Origin of the sequence: Mesorhizobium metallidurans STM 2683, assembly GCF_000350085.1 — a bacterium.
GTDB lineage: Bacteria > Pseudomonadota > Alphaproteobacteria > Rhizobiales > Rhizobiaceae > Mesorhizobium > Mesorhizobium metallidurans.
The window spans coordinates 42,089-65,286 of sequence record NZ_CAUM01000150.1; the positions used below are offsets into that span (position 1 = coordinate 42,089).

The 23,198-nt window shown below is 63.6% G+C and carries 18 protein-coding genes and 2 pseudogenes; 5 read left to right on the plus strand and 15 right to left on the minus strand.

Features of this window, described 5'->3' with window-relative positions; translation table 11 throughout:
- Nucleotide 1: 1 nt before the first annotated feature.
- The 10 genes from MESS2_RS27020 to mtnK form a co-directional block, all read right to left on the minus strand.
- Nucleotides 2-1,066 carry an ABC transporter permease gene (locus tag MESS2_RS27020; protein WP_008877770.1) on the minus strand — a complete coding sequence of 355 codons (1,065 nt, stop codon included), beginning with the start codon at nt 1,064-1,066 and terminating at the stop codon, nt 2-4.
- Complete coding sequence (locus MESS2_RS27025) at nt 1,059-2,612, minus strand: sugar ABC transporter ATP-binding protein (protein WP_008877771.1); 1,554 nt, start codon at nt 2,610-2,612, stop codon at nt 1,059-1,061. Before MESS2_RS27025 ends, MESS2_RS27020 begins: the two co-directional genes overlap by 8 nt.
- A 14-nt stretch (nt 2,613-2,626) precedes the next feature.
- A complete protein-coding gene (locus MESS2_RS27030; RefSeq protein ID WP_008877772.1) occupies nt 2,627-3,271 on the minus strand; it encodes a DUF2291 family protein in 645 nt (214 codons plus the stop codon).
- A gap of 96 nt (nt 3,272-3,367) precedes the next feature.
- A complete protein-coding gene (locus MESS2_RS27035; protein WP_008877773.1) occupies nt 3,368-4,309 on the minus strand; it encodes a D-ribose ABC transporter substrate-binding protein in 942 nt (313 codons plus the stop codon).
- A gap of 279 nt (nt 4,310-4,588) precedes the next feature.
- Nucleotides 4,589-5,416: a phosphogluconate dehydrogenase C-terminal domain-containing protein gene (locus MESS2_RS27040; protein WP_008877774.1), complete on the minus strand. Its 828-nt coding sequence runs from the start codon at nt 5,414-5,416 to the stop codon at nt 4,589-4,591.
- Nucleotides 5,417-5,525: 109 nt separating this feature from the next.
- Nucleotides 5,526-6,545, minus strand: coding sequence for an ABC transporter permease (locus MESS2_RS27045; protein WP_008877775.1), 1,020 nt, complete (start codon nt 6,543-6,545; stop codon nt 5,526-5,528).
- Complete coding sequence (locus MESS2_RS27050) at nt 6,542-9,022, minus strand: ATP-binding cassette domain-containing protein (protein ID WP_008877776.1); 2,481 nt, start codon at nt 9,020-9,022, stop codon at nt 6,542-6,544. The genes MESS2_RS27045 and MESS2_RS27050 overlap by 4 nt, the downstream gene beginning before the upstream one ends.
- 78 nt (nt 9,023-9,100) lie before the next feature.
- Nucleotides 9,101-10,117, minus strand: a complete 1,017-nt coding sequence (locus MESS2_RS27055; protein ID WP_008877777.1) for an ABC transporter substrate-binding protein — start codon at nt 10,115-10,117, stop codon at nt 9,101-9,103.
- A gap of 226 nt (nt 10,118-10,343) precedes the next feature.
- Nucleotides 10,344-11,438, minus strand: a complete 1,095-nt coding sequence (gene mtnA / locus MESS2_RS27060; protein ID WP_008877778.1) for an S-methyl-5-thioribose-1-phosphate isomerase — start codon at nt 11,436-11,438, stop codon at nt 10,344-10,346.
- Nucleotides 11,435-12,721 (minus strand): S-methyl-5-thioribose kinase, encoded by a 1,287-nt coding sequence (mtnK, locus tag MESS2_RS27065; RefSeq protein ID WP_008877779.1) that lies wholly within the window; start codon nt 12,719-12,721, stop codon nt 11,435-11,437. Before mtnK ends, mtnA begins: the two co-directional genes overlap by 4 nt.
- A 136-nt stretch (nt 12,722-12,857) precedes the next feature.
- Between mtnK and MESS2_RS27070 the strand changes: the two genes are divergently transcribed.
- The 3 genes and pseudogenes from MESS2_RS27070 to MESS2_RS27080 all read left to right on the plus strand — a co-directional run bounded on the left by MESS2_RS27070 (nt 12,858) and on the right by MESS2_RS27080 (nt 16,566).
- Complete coding sequence (locus MESS2_RS27070; protein ID WP_008877780.1) at nt 12,858-14,384, plus strand: sugar ABC transporter ATP-binding protein; 1,527 nt, start codon at nt 12,858-12,860, stop codon at nt 14,382-14,384.
- An 85-nt stretch (nt 14,385-14,469) separates the two neighbouring features.
- Nucleotides 14,470-15,465, plus strand: a complete 996-nt coding sequence (locus tag MESS2_RS27075; RefSeq protein WP_008877781.1) for an ABC transporter permease — start codon at nt 14,470-14,472, stop codon at nt 15,463-15,465.
- A gap of 47 nt (nt 15,466-15,512) precedes the next feature.
- Nucleotides 15,513-16,566, plus strand: a pseudogene (locus MESS2_RS27080) (substrate-binding domain-containing protein).
- A gap of 55 nt (nt 16,567-16,621) precedes the next feature.
- On the opposite strand, the gene MESS2_RS34215 reads toward MESS2_RS27080, so the two are convergent.
- The 5 genes and pseudogenes from MESS2_RS34215 to MESS2_RS27100 form a co-directional block, all read right to left on the minus strand.
- Nucleotides 16,622-16,738: a hypothetical protein gene (locus MESS2_RS34215; protein WP_008877784.1), complete on the minus strand. Its 117-nt coding sequence runs from the start codon at nt 16,736-16,738 to the stop codon at nt 16,622-16,624.
- Between the two features lie 40 nt (nt 16,739-16,778).
- Nucleotides 16,779-16,910: pseudogene (locus tag MESS2_RS34220) on the minus strand (type II toxin-antitoxin system RelE/ParE family toxin); the annotation flags it as partial.
- Nucleotides 16,903-17,163, minus strand: a complete 261-nt coding sequence (locus MESS2_RS27090) for a type II toxin-antitoxin system ParD family antitoxin (protein ID WP_413468400.1) — start codon at nt 17,161-17,163, stop codon at nt 16,903-16,905. The pseudogene MESS2_RS34220 and the gene MESS2_RS27090, both read right to left, overlap by 8 nt.
- A gap of 111 nt (nt 17,164-17,274) precedes the next feature.
- Nucleotides 17,275-19,329, minus strand: a complete 2,055-nt coding sequence (locus tag MESS2_RS27095) for a bifunctional aldolase/short-chain dehydrogenase (protein WP_008877786.1) — start codon at nt 19,327-19,329, stop codon at nt 17,275-17,277.
- A 92-nt stretch (nt 19,330-19,421) separates the two neighbouring features.
- Nucleotides 19,422-20,387 (minus strand): sugar-binding transcriptional regulator, encoded by a 966-nt coding sequence (locus MESS2_RS27100; RefSeq protein ID WP_008877787.1) that lies wholly within the window; start codon nt 20,385-20,387, stop codon nt 19,422-19,424.
- 204 nt (nt 20,388-20,591) lie between these two features.
- Here MESS2_RS27100 and MESS2_RS27105 point away from each other — a divergent pair, with 204 nt between their 5' ends.
- Both MESS2_RS27105 and MESS2_RS27110 read left to right on the plus strand, forming a co-directional pair.
- The gene (locus tag MESS2_RS27105) at nt 20,592-22,232 is read left to right on the plus strand and encodes an acyl-CoA synthetase (protein ID WP_008877788.1); all 1,641 of its coding nucleotides are present in this window, start codon (nt 20,592-20,594) and stop codon (nt 22,230-22,232) included.
- Between the two features lie 304 nt (nt 22,233-22,536).
- Nucleotides 22,537-23,142, plus strand: coding sequence for a TetR/AcrR family transcriptional regulator (locus MESS2_RS27110; protein WP_008877789.1), 606 nt, complete (start codon nt 22,537-22,539; stop codon nt 23,140-23,142).
- The last annotated feature ends 56 nt before the right edge of the window (nt 23,143-23,198 follow it).

Consider the following 23,198-nt stretch of genomic DNA (forward strand, 5'->3'; position numbering starts at 1 on the left):
CTCAGCCTGCCTTTGCCATCTGCATCAGCGTAACCCGCTGTTGCAGCCGGCGCTGCGCTTGATCGACGACGACGGCGACGATGATGACGAGGCCCTTGATCACCATCTGCCAGAACGAGCTCACCCCCATCATCACCAGCCCGTCGGACAGAATGCCGATGACGAAGGCGCCGACGATGGTGCCGCCGATCGTGCCGCGGCCGCCCGACATCGAGGTGCCGCCGAGCACCGCCGCCGCGATGGCGTTGAGCTCAAAACTTTCGCCGGTCGCCGGATGCGAGGCCATCAGTTCGGACGAGATGATCAGGCCGACGATGGCCGCGCAGAAGCCCGAAAACATATAGACGAACATCTTCACCATGTTGACGCGCACGCCTGATATCCGCGCCGCCCGTTCGTTGCCGCCGACGGCGAAGATGTGGCGCCCGAGCGGCGTGTAGCGCGCGAGATAGGCCGCGCCCAGCGCCACCACCACCAGGATCCAGATCGAGACCGGCAGGCCGAGCAGCCGGCCGGCGCCGAGGAAGCCGAAGCCGGTGGTGCCGAGTTCCGGCTTGCCGACGAGGTTCGGGAAGGTGCGGCCGTCGGATGACAGCAGCGCCAGGCCGCGCGCCACATAGAGCACGCCAAGCGTGGCGATGAACGGCGCCACATTCAGTCTGGTGATCAGCAATCCGTTGACGGCGCCGATCAATATGCCGACCAGAAGCGTGATCAGCGCGATCTCGAAGACGTTGAAATAGATCGTATAGCCGATCTGCAGGTCGATGCCGTTGAGCACGAGGTAGCCGGCCACCATGCCGCACAGGCCGACGATCGAGCCGACCGACAGGTCGATGCCGCCGGTGACGATGACGAAGGTCATGCCCATCGCCAGGAAGGCGTTCAGCGCCACGTGTTTCGACATCAGGATCAGGTTGGCGGCCGACAGGAAATTCGGCGCCGCGATCGAAAAGAAGACCAGCACCGCGATCAGCGCGATGAAGGTCCTCGCCTTCATCAGCGTCAGCAGCACCGAGCCGCGCGAAGCGGAGGAGACAGCCGCCTTGGCCGGGATGTCAGTCATGGGCCTTGTTCTCCGTATGCGGGACCGGTCCGTGGCCAAATGCCGAGGCGGCGACGATTGCCGCTTCCGTTGCCTCGGCGCGATCGAACATGCCGGTCAGTTTTCCATTGCTCATCACGGCGATCCGGTCGGAGAGCGCCATCACCTCGTCGAGATCGGAGGTGGCGAAAAGGATGCCAAGTCCGTCTCGCGAAAGCCGGCGCATGGTGCGGAACACATCCGCCTTGGCGCCGACATCGATGCCGCGGCTGGGCTCGTCCATCAACAGCACCTTCGGCCCGGTGAGCAGCGCCTTGCCGATCACCACCTTCTGCTGGTTGCCACCCGACAGCGAGGAGACCTCCTGCGCCGGGTCGGCCACCTTGATCGCCAGTTCCCGCACCATCCCGGTCACCGCTTGGCGTTCGTCCGCTCCGCTGATGTGGAACAGCCGCACAAACCGCGACAGGCTGGCCAGCGTCAGATTGCTGGCGACGGAGAGGATCGACACCAGTCCTTCGCGCTGGCGGTCTTCGGGGATCAGCGCCAGCCCGCGCCGGATGCGCCGTGTCGTGTCGCGCTCGCGCACCTTCTTGCCGGCGATGAAGATCTCTCCGGTCGCCTGGCCGTGGCGTCCCATGATGCAGTCGAACAGCTCGCTGCGCCCGGCGCCCATCAGCCCGTATATGCCGAGGATCTCGCCGGCGCGCAGCGACAGCGAGACATGGTCGACGGCAAGTCCGCCGGTCGCGCGCGGCAGGCAGATCGCCTCGGCGCGGAAGATTTCTTCGCCCGCAACATGGCCGTCGGCCTTGGCGAAATCCTTGGCGTCCGAGCCGATCATCTGTCGCACGATCCATTGCGTGTCGACGTTTTTCATCTCTTCCTGGCCTGTGATGCGGCCGTCGCGCAGCACGGTGATGTAGTCGCCGATGCGGATCAGTTCTTCCAGCCGGTGCGAGATGTAGACGATCGCCACGCCGCGCGCCTTGAGGTCAGCGATCACCTTGAACAGAATCTCGACTTCGGCCGCGCTCAGCGCCGAGGTCGGCTCGTCCATGATCAGGATGCGCGCATCGAGCGAAACCGCCTTGGCGATCTCGACCAGTTGCTGCTGGCCGATGCGCAGATCCTCGACCAGCATGTCCGGACGTATGCCGGCTTCCAGCCGCTCCAGGAATTCCGCCGCGCGGCGCTCCTGTGCCTTGCGGTCGATCTTGCGGAAGCGGTTGGTGATTTCGCGGGTGGCGAAGATGTTCTCGGCGACACTCATGTTGCCGAACAGGTTCAGCTCCTGGAACACCATGCCGATGCCGCGGCTCACTGCGTCGCCGGACGACGAGAACGAGACCTCATCGCCATCGAGCAGAATGCGGCCTGCTGTTGGCTGCTCGACGCCGGCGATGATCTTCATCAGCGTCGACTTGCCGGCGCCGTTCTCGCCGACCAGCACGTTGACCGCGCCCTTGCGCACCTCGAAATTGGCGCGCTTGACCGCGACGGTGCCTGAATAAACCTTCGAGACATCTTCCAGCTTCAGGATGACGTCATGACCGGTCGCCCCCATCTCTCGCTCAGAAGTCATGGCTTCGGCCCGATCTCTGCCTCCGCCGGCGTCACCAGGGGCAGGTCCTGGCCGCTGCCCGGCGTATAGGCGCCCAGTATTTTGGCTGTCCGCCCCTCCAGCGCCTCGCGCGGCAGCTTGGACAGCACCGTCTTGTCGGCATGGGCGTTGAGGGCCTTGCCGAACTGGGCGAAGTCGATCTGGTTGGTGAAATCGTTGAACTGGATGAAATCCAGGCTGTCGCGTAGCGCGGTGCCGCGCATGGCGGGGCCGATCTGAACCCGCGCATCCGCCTTGCCGTCGCCGTCGGCATCGACATCGACAGTCGCGGCGCGGGACTGCGTATTTGCCGCAACGATTTTGCCCTCCAGCCGAACCGCGAAGGTCCACGGCGAATTCGCCTGCTTCTTCGGATTGCCATATTTGGCGCCGGCGGCGGCCGGATCGGTTTTCGCCAGGGCATGGACCTCGGCGAACGGTCCGGCCTTCTGCTGCAAATAGGGGATGACCTTCGCCGCCCAGATCTCCTCGACCATCTTGTCGGGATTGAAGGCCGGCGCGTTGCCGCCGTTTTCCCCCGATGGTGTCGGCAGGATCTTGCAGGCAGTCAGGCTGAGGCCGACCATCCCGGCAAGGGTCGGCCAGTTCAGCTTGTTGGACATGTCAGACTGTTCGGCATGGCGGTCGCGGAGCGCCCCTTGAAAATGGAGGCAAGGGACGAGCCCGAGGCCCGTCCCTTGCGATTGATGTCAGCCGGCTCAGTTGGTGAGCGCGAACGTCTCCAGCTTGGCGGCATTGTCGCCATTGATCAGGACGCAGTCCATCAACTGCTTTTCCTCGGCGGGAGATTTCTTGTTCTTGATGAAGGCGTCGGCCTGCTCGACCGCCATCTGCGCCTGCGCATAGGCGGGCTGCAGCACGGTCGCCTTGATGCCGCCCGCCTTGATCGAGTCGCGCACATCGTTCGAGCCGTCGAAGCCGACGACGATCACGTCCTTGCGGCCGGCGGCCTCGAGCGCTGCCCAGGCGCCCATCGCCATCGTGTCGTTGCCGGAGATCACGCCCTTGATGTCCGGATTGGCCTGCAGGATCGACTCCATCTTGGAATAGGCTTCGGTCTGGCTCCAGTTGGCCGACTGCTGGGCGACCATCTTCAGATCAGGATATTCGTCGATGACGTCGTGATAGCCCTTTGAGCGGATGCCGGCATTGGTGTCGGATTCCTTGCCGACCAGTTCGACATAATTGCCCTTCTCCCCCATCAGCTTCACGAACTCCTGCGCGCCGAGCTGGGCGCCCTGGTAGTTGTTCGAGACGATCTGCGCGACGGCGACGCCGGTGGCGTTGATCTCGCGGTCGATGAGGAACGAAGGCACGCCGGCGTCCTTGGCCTTCTGCACGGCCGCGACGGTGGCATCCGCGCCGGCATTGTCGAGGATGATCGCCTTGGCGCCGCGCCCGATCGCCGTGTCGATCAGTTGCGACTGTTTGCTGGCGTCGTCGTCATGCACCAGCACGAGCGTCTCGTAGCCGAGCTCCTTGGCCTTGGCTTCGGCGCCGACGGCCTCAGCCTTGAAGAACGGATTGTCGTGTGAAGGCGTGATGATGGCGATGAGGTCCGCCGCATAGGCAGGCGCGGCGGTGCCGAGCGCCAGCATGCCGGCAAAAGCCGCAAGTGTCATTCTGCGAGTGAGTTTCATGAAGTCCTCCCGTTTGAAAAAATGTGCCTCGATCAACCAAGGCCATTGTCTGCATTCAATTCGCCAGGCAGCGCAGGCCACGGACCGCCTCGGGTTCAAAAGCCGTTTGCGGCTTCATCAGCGGATCGTCGCTCCCAGCAATCCTCCATCCGTTCAGGTCTGAATTCGCTGCGAAGCCCGATTGTTCCTAGCCACTAAACAGCTAAGCCAACTGGTATGATGAGTCAATGACAAATTCAGATGACATGTACCTGATGAGCCGTTCGAGGTCGGTGCGCCTCAGGTGATGCGCTGAATGCTCGCGGCGATCTCTTCCGGCTCGAACACCCGCTTCCAGTCGTCGCGCATCAGCACCGGCTTGCCGAACTCGATGGCCTTGTTGCAGGCGTCGGAGAACACGCCCTTGGTTTCGCCGAAGATGACGGCGCCGAGCACGTTCATGTGGCCGAGCAGGAAGTCGAGCGCGGCCTGCTTCTCGACGCCGCGCGCCACGACCTCGTCGACGGCTTCCTTCATGACGACGAGCAAGGAGGCACAGACGGTTTCTGACAGGCCCGGCTCCAGCAACGCCATCTGTTCGACCGTCACGCGATGCGACCGCATCACCGGGGCCCAGATGATCTTGGCGATCGCTTCGCCCTTGGCGTAATCTTCTTCCGGTCCCTGCATCAGCGCGCTGACCATGTGCTGCTTGGCCTTGACACCGCCGAAATAGTCCTTCTTGGCCGCCATGTCGGTCTCGTCGTTGAAGATCGGCGGATGGCAGGGATGGGTGACGAAATAGGTCAGGTCCGGCCGCTTCGGCAGATGGCCGGCGAAAGGAGCGGCGGCGTCGAGCACGACGACCATCGTGCCCGGCGCAAGCTTGGTCTCGATGCTGGTCGCCACCTTGCCGATATGCGTGTCGGGAACCGCCAGGATCACCACATCGGCGCCCTTGAGCGCCTCGTCGGGGCCGACCGTATCGAAGCCCAGTCCGGCCTTCAGCCGCTCGCGGCCGGCGTCGCTGACCTCGACATGGCGTATCGTGTAGGCCGAGCCGCGAAAATTGGTCGACAGGCGGTAACCCATTTTGCCGCCGGCACCAAACAGCGCAATCGTTGTCATCTAACAGTACTCCTGATCTCGAACGATGGCATCGCCAATCGTCATCTTGTTAACTGGTATAATCACGCTACCATAATTTGGCAATTGGAAAGCTGCAGGCTTCCGCCTTTTAAGGCGACCCATCCTTCGCCAGCGCCGCGGAACTGTTCTGGTCGCTCGCGGGCTCTGCCGAGGAGCGCGGCGCCAGCGCTTGCCTGCCCGCAAGCGCCAGCACGAAGATAACGACAATACCCTGGACGATATCCTGGGCGCCGGGCGGCAGGCCGACGATCTGCATGGTCGTGACGATCAGGATGAGAAGGATGCTGGCGAACAAGGTGCCGACAGCCGTAGCCGAGCCGCCGAAGATCAGCGTTCCGCCAAGCACCACCGCGGCGATCGACTGCAGGAGATAGGGCTGGCCCATTTCGAGGAAGGCGCCGCCAATATAGGCGCCGAGCAGCAAGCCGTTGAGCGACGCCAGCACCGACGAGATGATGAAGGCCGAAGCGATCACCGGGCCGTTGCGGATGCCGGCGAGCCGGGCGGCAGCGCGGTTCTGGCCGACCGCCGACAGCAATTGCCCGAACACCGTGTAGCGTAGCACCAGGGAAGTCGCCGCCACGCCGAGAATGGCGATGATGGCCATGATCGGTACGCCTTCTATGCGACCCGAAGCCAGGTATTTCAGCGCCGGGCTGACGGCGAAGCCGGCTATCGCCTTGTTCGACAGCAGCGTCGCGGTCGCCAGCACGTAGCCGGTCGCCAGCGTCGCGATGATGGCCGGTATGCGCAGCCCGACGACGAGCAGCGAATTGAGCACGCCGACGGCAAGGCCAAGCAGGATTGCGGCAAGGACGCCGACGACGAGGTTGGCATCCTGCCCCTTGATGGTGAGCAGCGCGACAAAGGCACTGAGTGTGATCACCGAAGCGACCGAGAGGTCGATATTGCCGCGCCCGGTCGTCACCACGAACATCTGGCCGATGCCGACGATCGTCAGGAAGGACGCCGACAGCACGATGCCCGACAGGCTGGACAGGCTGAAGCGGTTGGTGACGACGGACAGCAAGAGCCATAAAAGCAGCACGCCGATCGCCGACCAGATCCAGCGGTTCCTCTGAGCCCAGATGCTGAAGGGAGCATTCATGGTTCGCTCCTGCGGTCGGCGGTCAGGCTGCGCAGCGTCAGCAGCGCGATCAGGATCAGCCCTTGCGTCGCGGCGTTGAAATCGCTGCTCACATTCAGCGTGCCGAGCAGCGCCCCGATCAGCGACAGCGTCACGGCGCCAACGACGGCGCCGACCGGCGAGATGATGCCGCCCAGCAGCGAACAGCCGCCCATCACCACGGCGGCGACGCTGAGCAAGGTGAACGAATTGCCTGAATTGATGTCGCTCGCCGTGTTGATTGCCGTCAGCGACAGGCCGGCCGCACCCGCAAACAGGCCGGCGATGAGATAGCGCGCCACCGCGTAGCGGGTCGGCGACCATCCGGACCGGATCATCGCCGCCGGATTGTTGCCGAAACCGCGCAGGACGACGCCGAGCGGCAGCCGGTCGATGATCAGGACGACCAGCGCGACGGCTGCTATGAGGATGATGGAGGTGGGCACCATGCCTACCGACCAGTTGAAGAGCGCCGACAGCCATTCCGGGCTGGCGCCGCCAGGCGTCGGCTGCAGCGCATAGCCCAGCCCCACCCAGATGAACGATGCGCCGAGCGTGACGACGATTGCCGGGATCTTGCGCGCCTGGATCAGCCCGCCGAGGCCGGCATAGGCAGCCAGCGTCGCAACCAGCGCAACGGCGCCAAGCCATGGCTGGTCATAGAGCAGCGTGGCGCTGAGAACGCTGACGAGGCCGGCGAAGGCGCCGACGCCGAGATCGATCTCGCTGCCGCCGACGATGAACATCTGCGCCGCCGTCACCAGCACCAATGACAGCGCCGGCATCAGCAGCAGGTCGAGGCCGAATACCGAGGCGACGGCCGGATTGGCTGAGATCATGACCGCGAGCACCACTGCAAGGCCGATGAACGGCGCCGCATTCACCAGCCTGCGGCCGAGCCTGGCCGCGGGTGTTTCCCGTTGCCCTGCGCCGGCAAGCCTGTCACCCGGCTGCGCGAAGGACGCCCCGACGATCGCGGCTTCCGTGATCGCCTCGCCCGTCAGTTCCCTGACGATCCGCCCACCGGCGAAGACCAGTACGCGGTCGCAGGCCACCAGTTCGGCATCCTCGGTCGTAAGCCAGATCAGTGCCCGTCCACCACGCGCGATCTCGTTGCAAAGCCGGTAAAAATCCTGCTTGGTGGCGATATCGACGCCGCGCGTCGGATCGTCGAGCAGGACAATCGGCGCATCAGTGACCAGCGCCCTGGCGACCAGCGCCTTTTGCTGATTGCCGCCGCTCAACTCGGTGATGTCAGAATCGAAGCGCCTGTCGTCGAGCCGCAGCCGGCTGGCGGCGCTCGCAGCCGTAGCGCGGTTGACGCGGTCGGAAACCAGGCTCAGCGCCGGGCGGCGGGCAAGGCTGCCGATGCTGATGTTCGACAGTACGCTCCACAAGGGAAACACGCCTTCCTTCTGGCGGTCTCCTGCAATGAAACCGGCCTCCGCATGCCTTGTGATCGCAGCATCCTGTTTGCGGCCGGGATTGAAGATCGCATGCAGCAACTCTTTCTGGCCGCTGCCCTCCAGCCCTGCCAGCCCGACGATCTCGCCACGCACGATGTCGATGTCGTGGCCAAGCTCGGCCGTCAGCGGGCCGGACAGCCGCACCAGCACGTCCTGGGTGGAGACGGCGGCGGTATGCTGGTGCACCGGATTGGCGTCGCCGCCCATCAGCTGCACCAGCCGGCCGATCGAGGCGTCCGCGGCATGGCCCTGCCACGCCGTGCCCCCGTTGCGCAACACCACGATTTCGGTGGCGATGTCGATGATCTCTTGCAGCTTGTGGCTGATGAAGATGAAGGCAAGCCCTGCCTTCGCCCGCTCGCGGATAAAGGCCCTCAGCTGTCGCGAACGGTCGAGATCGAGCGCGGATGTCGGCTCGTCGAGGACGATCAGCTTGACACCGGGCGTTGCCGCCGCACGCGCGATCTCCACCATCTGCCGTTCGGCGATGGAGAGATGTGCGACCTCGGCGTCGGCATCGATGCCGTTTTCGGGAAACACCGCATCGAGCGCGGCGCGGGCGCGCGCCCGGTAAGGTGACCGCCAGCCTGGACGGCTTGCCGCCTCCGCCGGTATCTCCAGAAAGAAATTTTCGGCCACCGATAGATTGGCGCAGAGCGAAAGTTCCTGATGCACCATGCGGATGCCGCGCCGCTGCGCCTCGCCAGTGCTGTAGTCGGCGAAGCTGATCTGTTCGCCGGCAAATGAAATCGAGCCCAGCGTCGGCCACATCGCGCCACACAGTATGCGCATCAGGGTTGACTTCCCCGCGCCATTTCCGCCAACCAGCCCGATCACGTCGCCGGCGCGAACGGAAAGGTCGATCCCCGCATTGGCGAGCGTCGGTCCGAAACTCTTCGTTATCCCAGTGAGCGAGACGACGCCTTGCCGGCCGGGTGCGACAGGCTCCGCCGACGCGGCGTTTTCCTGATCGGCGACGGCAAGGTGGGACATTTTCGTCCTCCGTTTCCTGGCATGGCGGAGATCGGGCGCGGCCAGCCGGCGGCGCCCGATCGAGGGACGATTGGCGCGCTACTTGCTCAGCAGGTTCTGCTTCACCCAGTCCAGCGAATAGCTGGGGCTGATGATCTGGCCGCCCGGCAGCTTGGCGTATTCCTTGAGATTGCCGGCGTCGACCGTCGCCACCGGCATGATCATCAGCTTGGGCGCCTGGGCGCCCTTCAGCAGCGACAGGCCGAGCCAGAACGCGGCGCCGCCGATACCCGGCGTGGTGTTCATCGAGACGGTCTGGTAGCCGTTCCTGGCATTTTCATCGGCCCACCATTTGACGAAATCGGTGCCGCCGCCGCCTTCGATGATCGGCATCTTGCCCTGGTATTCGCCGCCATACTGGACGAAGGCCTGCGCGATGCCGACATCGTCGCTGCCGCCCTGGCCAAGTACGGCATCGACATGCGGCAGCGAAGGCAACACATTGGCGATGGCCGCCTGAGCCACCGAAGCGGTCGCCTGGCCATAGACGGTGGCGACCACCTTGATATCGGGATATTTCGCCAGCACCGACTGCTGCGCGTTGAACATGTCGTTGTCGGGCGCCGAGCCTTTCACGCCACGTACCTGGATGACGTTGCCCTTGCCGCCGAGCATCTTGAAGACTGCCTCGGCCTGGGCCGCCTTGTAGCCCTTGAAATCGAAATTGAGCTGATAGTTGCAAGGGGCCGACGCAACGGAGTCGAAGGTGATGACGATGATGCCGGCCTTGCACGCCTTCTCGATGATGCCGTTGACCGCGGTCTCCGAGGCGGCATCGACGGCGAGCACGTCGACCTTCTTGAGGATCAGTTCGGCGATCTGGCTGTTTTGCTGAGCCACCGAACCGTCGCCGTTCATGACGATGTAATCGGCGATCTGTCCGGCAGCCTTCGCCTCCTTGGCCGAGGCTTCGAATGCTTCCACCATCTGATGCCGCCAAGTGTTGCCGTAATAGGCATTGGCGAGCGCGATGACCGGCGCGTCGGGCGACGCCATTGCCGGCAACACGAAAACACTCGCGGCGCTGGCAAGCGCCGCCACAATTGCAAACCTCATGATTTTCCTCCCAAAACGATCGGCTTGGCCGCTACTCGAGCACAGCGCACCTCCCAGGACACGCTATGTCAGGTACATATTATACCAGCATACCAAATAGGCAAGCGCATGCATGTTGAACGCGTGGACATGATCCCGACGCCGCGGCAGCTTAGAATGCTTGATAGTGGGGTGGGAAGAAACTCGACCTGGCGATGCTGACGCGCTTCAAGTTCCGCGCCGTGCACTAACCCCGTTCGGGAAACATCGCCTTGAGGCCGTCGCGCGATGCCTTGGCGACGCCGCGTTCGGTGATCAGGCCGGTGACCAGCCGCGCCGGGGTCACGTCGAAGGCGGGGTTTGCCGCCGGCGTCGCCTCCGGGGATACCCGGACCTGGGCAATTTCCCCGGATGCTGTCTTGCCCCAGACCAGCGAAACCTCGTCGGCCGAGCGCTGCTCGATCGGGATTTCGGCAAGTCCGTCATGCACCGTCCAGTCGATGGTCGGCGAGGGCAGCGCAACATAGAACGGTACGTCATTGTCGGCGGCGGCCAGCGCCTTGAGATAGGTGCCGATCTTATTGCAGACATCGCCATCGGCTGTCGTGCGGTCGGTGCCGACAATGACCATGTCGATCTCGCCGCGCTGCATCAGATGGCCGCCGGCATTGTCGACGATCAGCGTGTGCGGCACGCCGTGGCCCGCCATCTCCCACGCGGTGAGTTGCGCGCCCTGGTTGCGCGGGCGCGTCTCGTCGACATAGACGTGGACCGGAATGCCGGCCTCGGTCGCCAGATAGATCGGCGCCGTCGCAGTGCCATAGTCGACGGTGGCCAGCCAGCCCGCATTGCAATGGGTCAGGATGTTGACCGGTTCACCCGTCTGCTTGCGCGCCGCGATCGCCTTGATGATTTCAAGACCGTTGGCGCCGATGGCGCGGTTGAGGCCGACATCCTCATCGGCGATTTCGCCGGCGCGCCGATAGGCGGCCTCGGCGCGCCGTTCGTGCGGCAGCGGCTTGAGGAAGCGCCGCATCTCATCCAGCGCCCAGCGCAGATTGATCGCTGTCGGGCGGGTTTCGTGCAACGTCTCCCAGACCACGTCGAGCGCGGCGTCCGAGGGGTCGTCGGCCACCTGCATGGCGACGCCGTAAGCCGCGGTGACGCCGATCAGCGGCGCGCCACGCACCCACATGTCGCGGATCGCCGTGGCGATGCCGGCGACGGTGCCGATCTTTTCGATGCGGAAATCATGCGGCAGCCAGCGCTGGTCGATGATCTCGACCGAGCGCTTGTCGTCACTCAGCCAGATGGTGCGGTAGTGGCGGTCGCCGACGTTCAAATCCTGCTCTCCTGCTCGATCAGCGCGGCCAGATTGTTGACCTCGTCGATACTGTGGATCTGGCGCCGGTTGACGGCGAGGTGGCGACCGAATTTCAGCGCCTTGGCCTCACATGCGGCGCGCAGGTCCTCGTCGGCAATGGTCTCGAAATCGGCGTTGTGCGCGAGGCCGAGGATGCGCCGGTGGATCTCGATCCCGGCAAAGCCCAGCAAATCGTCCCAGATCTGATGCAGCACATGATCGAGCGCCTGTTCGGCGCCGAGCCTGTCGCCCTGATCCTCGAACAGGCTCTTCTGGTAAAGCATGCCGGTGCGTTCGGTTCGCCACAGATGCGAGAACTCGGCGCGGAAGACGGACCATGTCTCGACGGTCACATCGAGCAGATAGGCGCGCATGGCGTCGCGCTTTTCCTTCTGTTCGTGCCCCGCTTGCTCATGTCCGCGCTGCGAGAAGAAGGCCATCCAGAAATTGGCGAGCAGCATGCCGACATCGAAGGCCATCGGACCGTAGAAGGCGAATTCGGGATCGATCATCCTGGTTTCGGTGTCGGTGACCATGATCGAGCCGGAATGCAAATCGCCATGCAGCAGCGTTTCCGCGTTGGCGGCAAAGAGATGCTTCAGCCTTTGCGCCTCGACCTTGAGGTCGCGATCGGCGCGCAATTCGGCGACGAGGCCGTCAAGCTGCGGGCTCGTATGCCGGTTCATCCTGGCGTCGAAATAGGGATCCGAGAACACCAGATTCTCCGTGATGTCGCAGAGCTCGACATTGTCGGCGAACAGCGCCAGATCCGCCTTGCGATCCTTTGCCGCCATGCTGAGGTCGGAACCGCGAAACAAAGTGCGGGCCATGAACAGGCCGATATCCCTCGCGATGTTCGGCAACTGCCGGCCTTCGATCAGCGCCCGCCGCAGGATGATGTGCGGCGACAGATACTCCATGATGATCAGCGCCTGGCCTTCGTCAAAGTGATGGATGGCCGGCACCGAGCCGGGCGCGCGCGCCTCTTGCCGTGTCAGCGCATGATATTCGAAGAAGGAGCGCTTCAAGGGCAGCGGCCAGCTGTCGCCGACCAGGCGGACATAGGGCAGGGCCTGCTTGACCACTGCGGCGCCCTTGTCGCCCTCGACAATGAACACCAGGTTCAGATTGCCGTCGCCGACTTCGCGGACTTTCCAGTTCGCCGTGTCCTTGCCGATCCGCGCGCACAGCGCATCGTTTGTGCCAAGGCGCATCGAAAGCGTCTCGACCGACAGTGCTTCGAACGGCAATTTCCCAGTCATCGTCATCCTCCCGCATATGCGCTCCTGATATAACGGAGGCATGGCGGCGGGGCCAAGCTAGGAAGCCATCTGGCAATTGTCAATCGTGTTGACAATTGCCGGTGGAGCCCATAGCGTCACGGTCAGGGAGGAACGAATGGGCAATCATGCCGTGTTCCGCGTGGACGGCCTGAGGAAATCCTTCGGCCATATCGAGGTGCTTGGCGGCGTCTCGCTCGAACTGCATGCCGGCGAAGTCACCGTGCTGATGGGCGCCAACGGCGCCGGCAAATCCACCCTGGTCAAGATCATCAGCGGCGTCTATGAGCGCGGCGGCGGCACCATGGGCCTGGCAGGCCCAGATTTTGCCCACAAAGCCTTTGCGCCGAACACGCCGGCGGAAGCGATCCGTGCCGGCGTCGTCACCGTTCACCAGAACATCAATGACGGCGTCGTCGCCGATCTCGACGTCGCCACCAATCTGACGCTCGACCGGCTGAGCGGCAGCAGTGCGCCGTTCCTGTTCAATCCGGGCCGGGTGCGCCGCGAGGCGAAGGCCGTTGCCGACCGCATGGGGCTGGTCATCGACCTCAGGGCCCGCATCAGCGATCTTTCACTGGCCGACCGCCAGATGGTGGCGATTGCGCGCGCCATGGCGCATCAGCCGAAAGTGCTGATCCTCGACGAGCCGACCTCTTCCCTGTCCAGCACTGAGGCCGACCGGCTGTTCGCGCTGCTCGATCGGCTGCGCGAGCAAGGCGTGGCGATCCTCTATATCTCGCATCGCGTGTCGGACATCAGGCGGCTTGCCGACCGCATCGTCTCGATGCGCGACGGCATCATCTCGGGCGTCTTCGACCAGAAGCCGCTCGACTATGAAGGCGCGGTCAACGCCATGCTCGGCCGCAAGATCCATCTCGACCGCATCGTCGCGAGGAACTCGGCCAAGGCTGTCCTGACGGCCGACGGCCTGCGCATTGCGGAAGGCGCCCGGCCATTCTCGCTGACGCTCGGCGACGGCGAGGTCGTAGCCGTCACCGGCCTCGTCGGCGTCGGCAAGACCGCGCTCGCCGAGATGCTGTTTGGCGTGCGCAAGCCGCTCGCCGGCACCATGACCATGAACGGCAGGCCCTATGCACCAGGATCGGCCGGTGAGGCGATCGCGGCCGGCGTGTTCCTCGTCGCCAAGGACCGCGCGACAAGCGGCATCGTCGGCGACTTCAACATCGAGCGGAATGTCAGCCTGCCGTTCCTCAAGCGGACCTCGCGCCTCGGTGTTCTCAGGCGCCGTATCGAACGCGCCACGGCCCGCCGGCAGATCCAGGAACTGGGCATCGTCTGCCGCTCGGAGAAGGACGAGATGTCGGCCCTTTCCGGCGGCAATCAGCAGAAGGTGATGGTGGCACGCTGGATGTCGCAGGCCGCCAGACTGTTCATCCTGGACGAGCCGTTTCAGGGCGTCGACATCTCCGCCCGGCGCGACATCGCGGCCAAGCTCAGGGCAAGCGCCAGCGGCCGGGCGACACTGCTGTTCGTCACCGAACTCGACGAGGCGCTGGAGACGGCCGACCGCATCCTGGTGATGTCGGAGCAGACGATCGTCGGCGAACATCGCAACGCCGACATCGATCTCGAGCGCCTGCTGGCCGAAGTGGCGGGTAGGCCGCTGCACAGCGCGGCATAGGATCACAAGCCGATAATGGGACGTGGAACGGAGACGGCATGAGTTCAGTTTGGCCAGAAACGGCAGCAGCGCGCGGGAGCGCTGAATGACGCTGCGCGACCACGCTATTCGCTACGGCTTCATCCTTCTGCTGTTCGGGCTGATCGCTTATTTCGCCACCGCCGCCGACGGCTTCGTCTCGCCGCAGAGCGCCGTCTTCATCTTCCAGTCGGTCGCCATCACCGGCGTGCTGGCGCTCGGCGTCACCGCCACCCTGGTCGTCGGCGGCTTCGATCTGTCGATCGGCTCCGTCGCCACCAGTGCCATGATGGCGGCCGCCTATGTGATGGTGGTGCTGGAGCAGAATGCCGTCGTCGCTGTCATCGCCTGTCTGCTGATCGGCGCCGTTGTCGGCCTCATCAATGGCTGGTTGATCGTCTATATGCGCGTGCCCGACCTGCTGGCGACGCTCGGCATGATGTTCCTGCTTGTCGGCTTGCAGCGCATACCAACCGAGGGCCGCTCGATCGCCACCGGCATGACCATGCCCGACGGTTCGGTCGCCAACGGCAAGTTCTCCGACGCCTTCCTGGCGCTCGGACGCCACCGCTTCGATTTCTTCATCCCGAACCTCATTCCGGTGTCGGTCGTCGTGCTGCTCGTGCTGGCGGCGCTGATCTGGTTCTTTCTCGAATACACCCGTTTCGGACGCATGATGTATGCGGTCGGCAGCAATGAGCGGGCCGCCGAACTCGCCGGCGCGCCTGTCAAGGCATACAAAATCTGGGCCTACATTATTTCAGGAGTTTTTGCCTCGATCGGCGGCATTTTGCTGGCTGCCCGGCTTGGACGCGGCGACATCGCCTCGGGTAATAATCTCCTGCTCGACGCTGTCGCGGCGGCGCTGATCGGCTACGCGGTGCTCGGGGCCGCCAAGCCGAACGCCTTCGGCACGGCCGTCGGCGCGCTGTTCGTCGGCATCCTGCTGCAAGGCCTGACCATGATGAACGCGCCTTACTATACGCAGGATTTCGTCAAGGGCGTGGTGCTCGTGGTCGCCCTTGTCTTCACCTTCGCCCTTTCCGGTAGGGGCAGGAGATAGCTTTCGGCCGGATCAGATTTTTGAGTTCAACAAGTGGAGGAAACGACGTGAAGATCACAAGAAGACTTTTGGCCAAGGCAGCCCTCGGGCTGGCCGGTGCAACAATGCTGATGCAGTTCCCGGCTTTTGCCGCTGACAAGCCGGCGCCCTTCGACAAGCCGGGCGTCAAGATCGCGCTGGTCCGCTATCTCTCGACCGGTGATTTTTTTCCAGGCCTATCTCTCCGGCGTCGAGGCGCAGTCGAAGGCCCTCGGCGTCGATCTGCGCGTGCTCGACAGCCGCCAGGACGCAGCACTTCAGGCCGACATGGTCGACCAGGCCATCGCGCTCGGCGTGCAGGGCATCATCATCCAGCACGGGCTGACGGAATCGATGAAGGAGGCCGCCCAGCGCGCCGTCGACGCCGGCATCAAGGTCGTCGCCTTCGACGTCAATGTCGAGAACCCTGAGATTCCGCAGGTCGAGCAGTCCGACCGCGACCTTGCGCGGCTGGCGCTCGAACAGGCGGTCAAGGACAATGGCGAGAGCTGGAAAGCCGGCTATGTCTATGTCGCCGGCATCGCGCCGCTCGACCGCCGCAACGAGACCTGGGTCGACGTCAAGAAGAAGTTTGCCGGCATCAACGAAGTCGCCATGTTCGGCACGCTCGACAATCCGATCGCCAATTCGGTCGCCAACCAGGCCCGCTCGGTGCTGTCGGCCCATCCCGACATCAAGGTGATGTTCGCCCCCTATGACGAATTCGCCAAGGGCGTGAAGATCGCCGTCGACGAGGCCGGTCTGTCCAAGGACATCAAGATTTATTCGGCCGACATCTCGACGTCCGACATCGCCGCGATGCGCGAGCCCGACAGCGCCTGGGCGGCGACCGCAGCCACCAACCCGGCCGTCGTCGGCCAGGTCTCGGTGCGCGTGCTGGCGCAGCTGCTTGCCGGCGAAGATCCCGGCCATAACGTCATCGTGCCGCCGACGCTGATCACCCAGAAAGACCTGGTCGACAAGGACATCAAGAACATGGAGGATCTCTCGGCCAAGCTGCCGCAATTCGCCCATGCCGATGTCGCCATGCCGGCCTGGATGCCGAACCCGAACGCGAAATAGCTTTCCATCGCAGGCAGAAAGAAAGAGCGGCACGCGAGCCGCTCTTTTCTTCGGTTTACAGCCAGTGCTCCGGATCGCGCATCCCGTGGACGATCGCCACGACCAGGATGCTCTCCAACTGCGGTTCGTAGATGACGATGTAGCGGCCTTCGATGAGCACGCGGGCCGTCACGCTCAACTCTGGTCTGGCTGTGCCCCATCTTGGGATGTTCCGCCGCCAGCTCCAACTTGTCAAAAATGCGCATAAGCAGCTTGTCGGCCGCCTTTTCATTGTCGACTGCGATGGTGCGCCAAATATCCCGCAAATCCCGCGAGGCGCGTGGCGTGAGCCGATATCTAGCCACGGGCGCGGCGTTCTGCCTTCAAACCACGTATAAACTCGGCGGGTTCGACTTCCACCGGTTTGCCGCTGGCCATCCCATCGGCATAGGCCCGTTTCAAGTGTTCCAGCTCCAAGGCGCGCAATTCCTCGCGCTGTTCCCACAGGCGCAAGGCGTCCCGGACAATCTCGCTGTTGGAGGCATATCCCCCACCTTCGACAGCGCTTTGCAGGCGGGCCGCCTGCTGCGGGGTGAGGGATATTGTAAGGGTGCGCATCGGTTCGGTTTTCATGCCGACTATATATATCACGCCTCACAAGAACTAACAATATTTGTTAGGTTTCTAGCATCCCTGCCTTGATCCTCGTGCTCATGGCAGGGGATTTGCCTAGCGCAGCGCCGCGGCGATGTTGCCGCCGTCCACCGTCGTCACATCGGCGGTGGTCCGCTCGGCCAGCGCGTGATGCAGGAAGGCCTGCGCCACATCCTGCGCCGTCACTTCCTGGCCGAGCAGATTGCCGGACATGTACTCCTTCTCCGACACGCCGCGCGCACCCGAGCGGCTGGCGATCATGGCGTCGGTCAACAGTCCGGAACGGATGCGGTCGGCGTTGACGGCATTCGAGCGGATGCCGTGAGCGCCGTAGTCCAGCGCATATTGCCTGGACAGGAACAGTGTCGCCGCCTTCGGTATGCCGTAGGCGCCGAACTTCGGACCTGGATTGACTGCCTGCTTGGAGGTGTTGAACAGAAGCACGCCGCCGGTGCCCTGTTCGAGCATGATGCGCACGGCGTTCTGTGCCGCCGATTGGTGGGCGAAGAAATTGAGCTCGAAGCTCTTGCGCAAAGTGGCGTCGTCGAGCTCGCCGATCCGGCCTTCCCAGGCAGCGCCCGCGTTGGAAACCAGGATGTCGACACCGCCGAAGACGGCGACGGCCTTGTCGAACGCAGCGCGCATCTCCCCCGGATCGGTGATGTCGGTGCCGATGCCGATCGAGTTGTTGCCCGCCTTCCTTGCGGCCTCGGCGGCTTTCGTTGCGTCGAGGTCGACAATGACGGCGTGCGCCCCATTGTCGGCGAACAGCTTTGCGGTGGCGGCGCCGATCGCGCCGGCGCCGCCGGTGACCAGCACCACCTGGCCGGTCAGCGGTTTCGGCTTGTTGGAGGCGAGCTTGGCCTGTTCCAGCGACCAGTATTCGAGCGGGAACAGGTCGGCTTTCGACAGTGGCCGGAAGTCGCCGACCGCCTCTGCTCCGCGCACCGCCTCGATCCACATCTCGCCGACATCGGAGGCGATCCTGGCATCCTTCAGCGTGCGGCCATGGCCGAACATGCCGAGGCCCGGCACCAGCGTCAGGCGCGGCATCGGGTCGAGCATCGTGCGCTTGATGTCGTCGAGCCCGTCATTGCTTTCGAAATAGGCGCGATAATCCTTGGCGAATGCCTCGACGTGGCTGCGGATGACGGATTTGTAGTCGCCGATTTTCGCCAAGTCGGGCGCCGGCAGCGCCATCGGTCCGGTCTTGATGCGGATCGACAGGTCGGGCGTCGACACGCCGCGCCCGGCATAGTCGGCAATCCTGGCCGAGTTGATGAAATCGACAATCGCGTCCGAGGTGCGGAAATCGCTGATCATGCGGTCGAAGCGGCCTTCGCCGCGCGCCACGGCCACAGCGCCGCGCAGCATCGGCGCAAGATCCGCCGCCGTCGCCAGTCTCGCTGGCAGGACGGCTTTTTCGGTGCGCGGCTTGCCATGCCTGCCGATGAAATCCTCGGCGACGTTCACATAGTGGATCATCCGGTCATAGGCCTGCTTGGCATCGTCGCCGAACGTGAAGATGCCATGCTTGTCGAGGATCAGGCCTTCGACGGTCGGGTCGGCTTCGAAGACATCGGCAGCTGCTTTCGCCAGATCGAAGCCCGGCATGATGTAGGGCACATAACCCATCTTGCTGCCGAAAACCTTCTCGCTCAGCGCCTCGCTGTCGTCCTGGTCGACGATGGCCAGAATGGCGGTCGAATGCGTGTGGTCGACGAATTTGTGCGGCAGGAAGGCATGCAGCAGCGTTTCGACCGAAGGGTTGGGCGAGGATGGATCGATGAGGTTCGCCCGCTGCAGGGCGACCATGTCCTCGTCTGAGAGTTTTTTGAGCGACCGCGCCTTCAGCAGCGCGCCGAGCTTGACCGCCGGCAGCCCCTGAGGCTCGATGACGCCCATGTCCCAGCCGCTGCCCTTGACGCAGAGCACGTCCCATTCGTCGCCGACGAGGTCGGTCGCTTTCGTCTTGCAAGAGGTGTTGCCGCCGCCATGCAGGACAAGCCGGGGTTCGCCTCCCAGAAGCCGTGTCGTGTAGACGCGCAGCGCCAGATCCCGGCTGACACCCCTTTCCGCATAGTCGGCAACCAGCTTTTCCGCATCGCCGTCATTCCACAGGTTTTTCATCTTTAGCTTGGCCCGATTGTTGTCTTTGTCGTTGTGAACAGGAATGCCGCGACGCTTTGATGACAACGCGCTTGCGGCAAGAAATGTGGTTGCTATGAGGCCTTTTCTGCCGCAGGCCCGGCATGGTCCAGCAGCCGCCGCGCCATTCGCGCGCCGACCACGAGATGTGTGCACAGCCCGCCGCTGATCGCCGCGATCAGCGGTTCGAACTTGCTGTCCTCCTGCACGACCATGAGCCGTTTCTCGATCTTGCGCAGCGATGACAGCTCCGCCGAAATGACCCGGCGATTGTAGCTGCAGTCGAGCGCCTTGCCTTCGGCGTCGATGATCTGCCCGGCGATGACGCCGGCCGCCCCCGCCTTTCGCAATGCCCCCATCTCCTCGGCCGTCAGCGCGCCGCATTTGACGACATGGCTGTCGGCGTCGACGGTGCCGGCCGAATAGAGCGCCAGGTCGCAGTCGCCAATGCCCGACAATTGCTCGCGAATCACCGGCTCGGCGCGCAGGCCACGCGCCAGTTCTTCCGTCGTCAGCACCAGCGGCGCATAGAAATTGAGCCCCTTGGCGTTGAGCCGGCGCGCGATCTCCATGGTGCATTGGTCGGGCCGGTACGAATAGGGGGCTCCGAGATTGCCGCAGAGCTGCACCACCGTGACGTCCTGCAGGTCGGCATAGGACATGATGTCGGCGATCATATAGACGGTCCGTCCCCAGGCGACGCCGATGCGGTCGCCCTTCTTGACCAGTTCGAGAAAGACGTTGGCCGCCAGCACCGCGATGTCGGTCGAGGGATCGGCGGCATGGCCGTTCTCCGGCGCGATCCAGACCGCATCGAGCTTCAGCGCGTCTTCCAGCTTGCGTGCCAGCACGTCGTCGGTGAAGAGCTGTGTCGAAGTCGAGATGTTGACGATGCCGGTCTCGCGCGCCTTGCGCAGATACATGGCGACCGAGGCACGGGAAATCTTGAGCTGGCTGGCCACCTGGTCCTGGCGCAGGCCATGGGCATAGTAGAGCCAGGCGGCCTTGTGGATAAGCTGTTCTGCCGGTCGGATCGCCATGCCATCTCCCTATCTGACATTATTCACGGCTCTCGACAAAAGTCAAACCGGGGCAGGATATACGCAGGGGTATACAATGTCCTTTCGCCGGCTGAATCTAGCTTACCGTTGTGCCAAATGCGTCTTGTCGTAGCATCGTTGGTGGTGACGTCGCGCGAGGCCTGTGATTAGAAGTTCTCGAGAGACAAATGGGGGAGGACGGGGATGGGCAATCCGTATGAACAGGATCTCGACAGGAATGCCGCCAATTATCAGCCGCTGACGCCGCTGACCTATCTGGAGCGGGCGGCAAGCACCTATCCCGATCATGTCGCCATCATTCATGGCCGCCAGCAAACCACCTACCGCGATTTCTGGCGCCGCTCCCTCAGGCTCGCCTCGGCGCTTTCAAAACATGGCATCGGCAAGGGCGACACCGTCACCGTGATGCTCTCCAACACGCCGCCGATGCTGGAAGCGCATTTCGGCGTGCCGATGACCAAGGCAGTGCTTCATTCACTCAACACGCGCCTCGATGCCGCGGTCATCGCCTTCCAGCTCGACCACGCCGAGACGAAAGTGCTGATTGTCGACCGCGAATTCGCCGGCGTCGTCAAAGAGGCGCTGGCCATGGCCAAGGTCAAGCCGCTGGTCATCGACTATGACGATCCCGAATACGCCGCCGATGCGCCCTATCCCAAGGGCGAGCGCATCGGCACGCTCGACTACGAGGCGTTTGTCGCCGGCGGCGACGAGGATTTCGCCTGGTCGATGCCCGACGACGAATGGAACGCGATCGCGCTCAACTACACCTCCGGCACCACAGGCAATCCCAAGGGCGTTGTCTCCCACCATCGCGGCGCGGCACTGATGGCCTACGCCAACACCATCCATGCCGGCATGGCCAAGCACGCCGTCTATCTCTGGACACTGCCGATGTTCCACTGCAACGGCTGGTGCTTTCCCTGGACGCTGGCCGTACAGGCCGGCACCCATGTCTGCCTGCGCTGGGTGCGGCCAAAGCCGATCTACGACGCCATCGCCGACCATCGCGTCACCCATCTATGCGGCGCGCCGATCGTCATGTCGGTGCTGATCAACGCCAGGGATGAGGACAAGCGGGAATTCCCGCAAACCGTTACCTTCAACACGGCCGCGGCGCCCCCGCCGGAAGCCGTTCTGTCGGGCATGGCCGATGCGGGCTTCGCCGTCACCCATCTCTACGGCCTGACCGAGACCTACGGTCCGGCGGTCGTCAACGAATGGCATGGCGATTGGGACGGGCTGGACAAGGGTCCGAGGGCGGCGAAGAAGGCCAGGCAAGGCGTGCGCTATGCCGCGCTCGAAGGCCTGACGGTGATGGACCCCACGACGATGGAAAAAACCCCGGCCGATGGCGAGACGGTCGGCGAGGTCATGTTCCGCGGCAACATTGTCATGAAGGGCTATCTGAAGAACCGCAAGGCCAGCGACGAAGCCTTCGCCGGCGGCTGGTTCCACTCCGGCGACCTCGGCGTCATGCATCCCGATGGCTATATCCAGCTCAAGGACCGCTCCAAGGACATCATCATTTCCGGCGGCGAGAACATCTCCTCGATCGAGGTCGAGGAGGCGCTCTACAAGCATCCCGCCATCGCCTCCTGCGGCGTGGTCGCCAGAGCCGACGATCGATGGGGCGAGGTGCCGGTCGCCTATGTCGAGCTGAAGCCAGGCAAGACGGCGACCGAGGCGGAGATCATCGAGCACTGCCGCTCGCTTCTTGCCCGTTTCAAGGTGCCGAAAGCGGTGATCTTTGCCGAGATCCCGAAGACCTCGACCGGCAAGATCCAGAAGTTCCGGCTGTGGGAAATGGCGAAGGAGGCTTAGGGTCTTCGGGAGCGGGATCAACCCGCGCTGTCGAGTTCCCGCCCACCCCCCTGTCCTGCCGGACATCTCCCCCGCAAGGGCGGAGATTGGATGTCGCCCCTGCTTTCGCCAATTGCCGGAGATGTCCGGCAGGACAGAGGGGGTGTGAAGGATCGCTACGTCTGGATCTTTTCGCCACTTCCCAATCCTTGTCACCATCTGTCACCAGTCGTACGCGTACGTCGAATCCGCTTGACAAGTGACGAATTTCGATTTACGATTGACGAAAGTTGAAATTCGTTACTCGTAAAAAAGACAGAGAGCCATGTCTGAAGCTGCCCATATAGTGGCCGACCCCACCCGCCAGGAGAATGTGACGCGCATTCTCGACTGCGCCGAACGCCTGTTTCGCCACTATGGCTACGGCAAGACCAATGTCGCCGACATCGCCCGCGAACTCGGCATGTCGCCGGCCAACATCTATCGTTTCTTTGCCTCCAAGGTCGAAATCCACCAGGCCGTGTGTGGCCGGATGCTCGGCGCAAGCTACAAGATGGCCTACGAGATTTCCCGCCTGCCGATCAGCGCCGAGGAACGGCTGCGGCGCTACGTGCACGCGCAGTACAAGATGACGATGGAGGTCATGCTCGACGACCAGAAGGTCCATGAGATGGTCATCGTCGCCCTCGAGCGTGATTGGGGCGTTATCGACAAGCATATCGACAGCATTCACGATCTGTTCGCCGAGGTGATCCGCGAGGGCATCGAAGCCGGCGAGTTTGCCGACCAGGATCCGGTGATCGCGTCGCGCTGCTTCGGCGCCGCCACGGTCATCCTGTGCCACCCGCAGATGGTGGCGCAGTGTCTTGCCAAGACCAACCGGGCAATGCCCGACGATCTCATCGATTATGCGATCAGAGCCTTGAAGTAATAGCCGCCGCCCGCCGGGCGTCGGTGTCGACAATTCATCTCCAGTCAGGAGCGCGA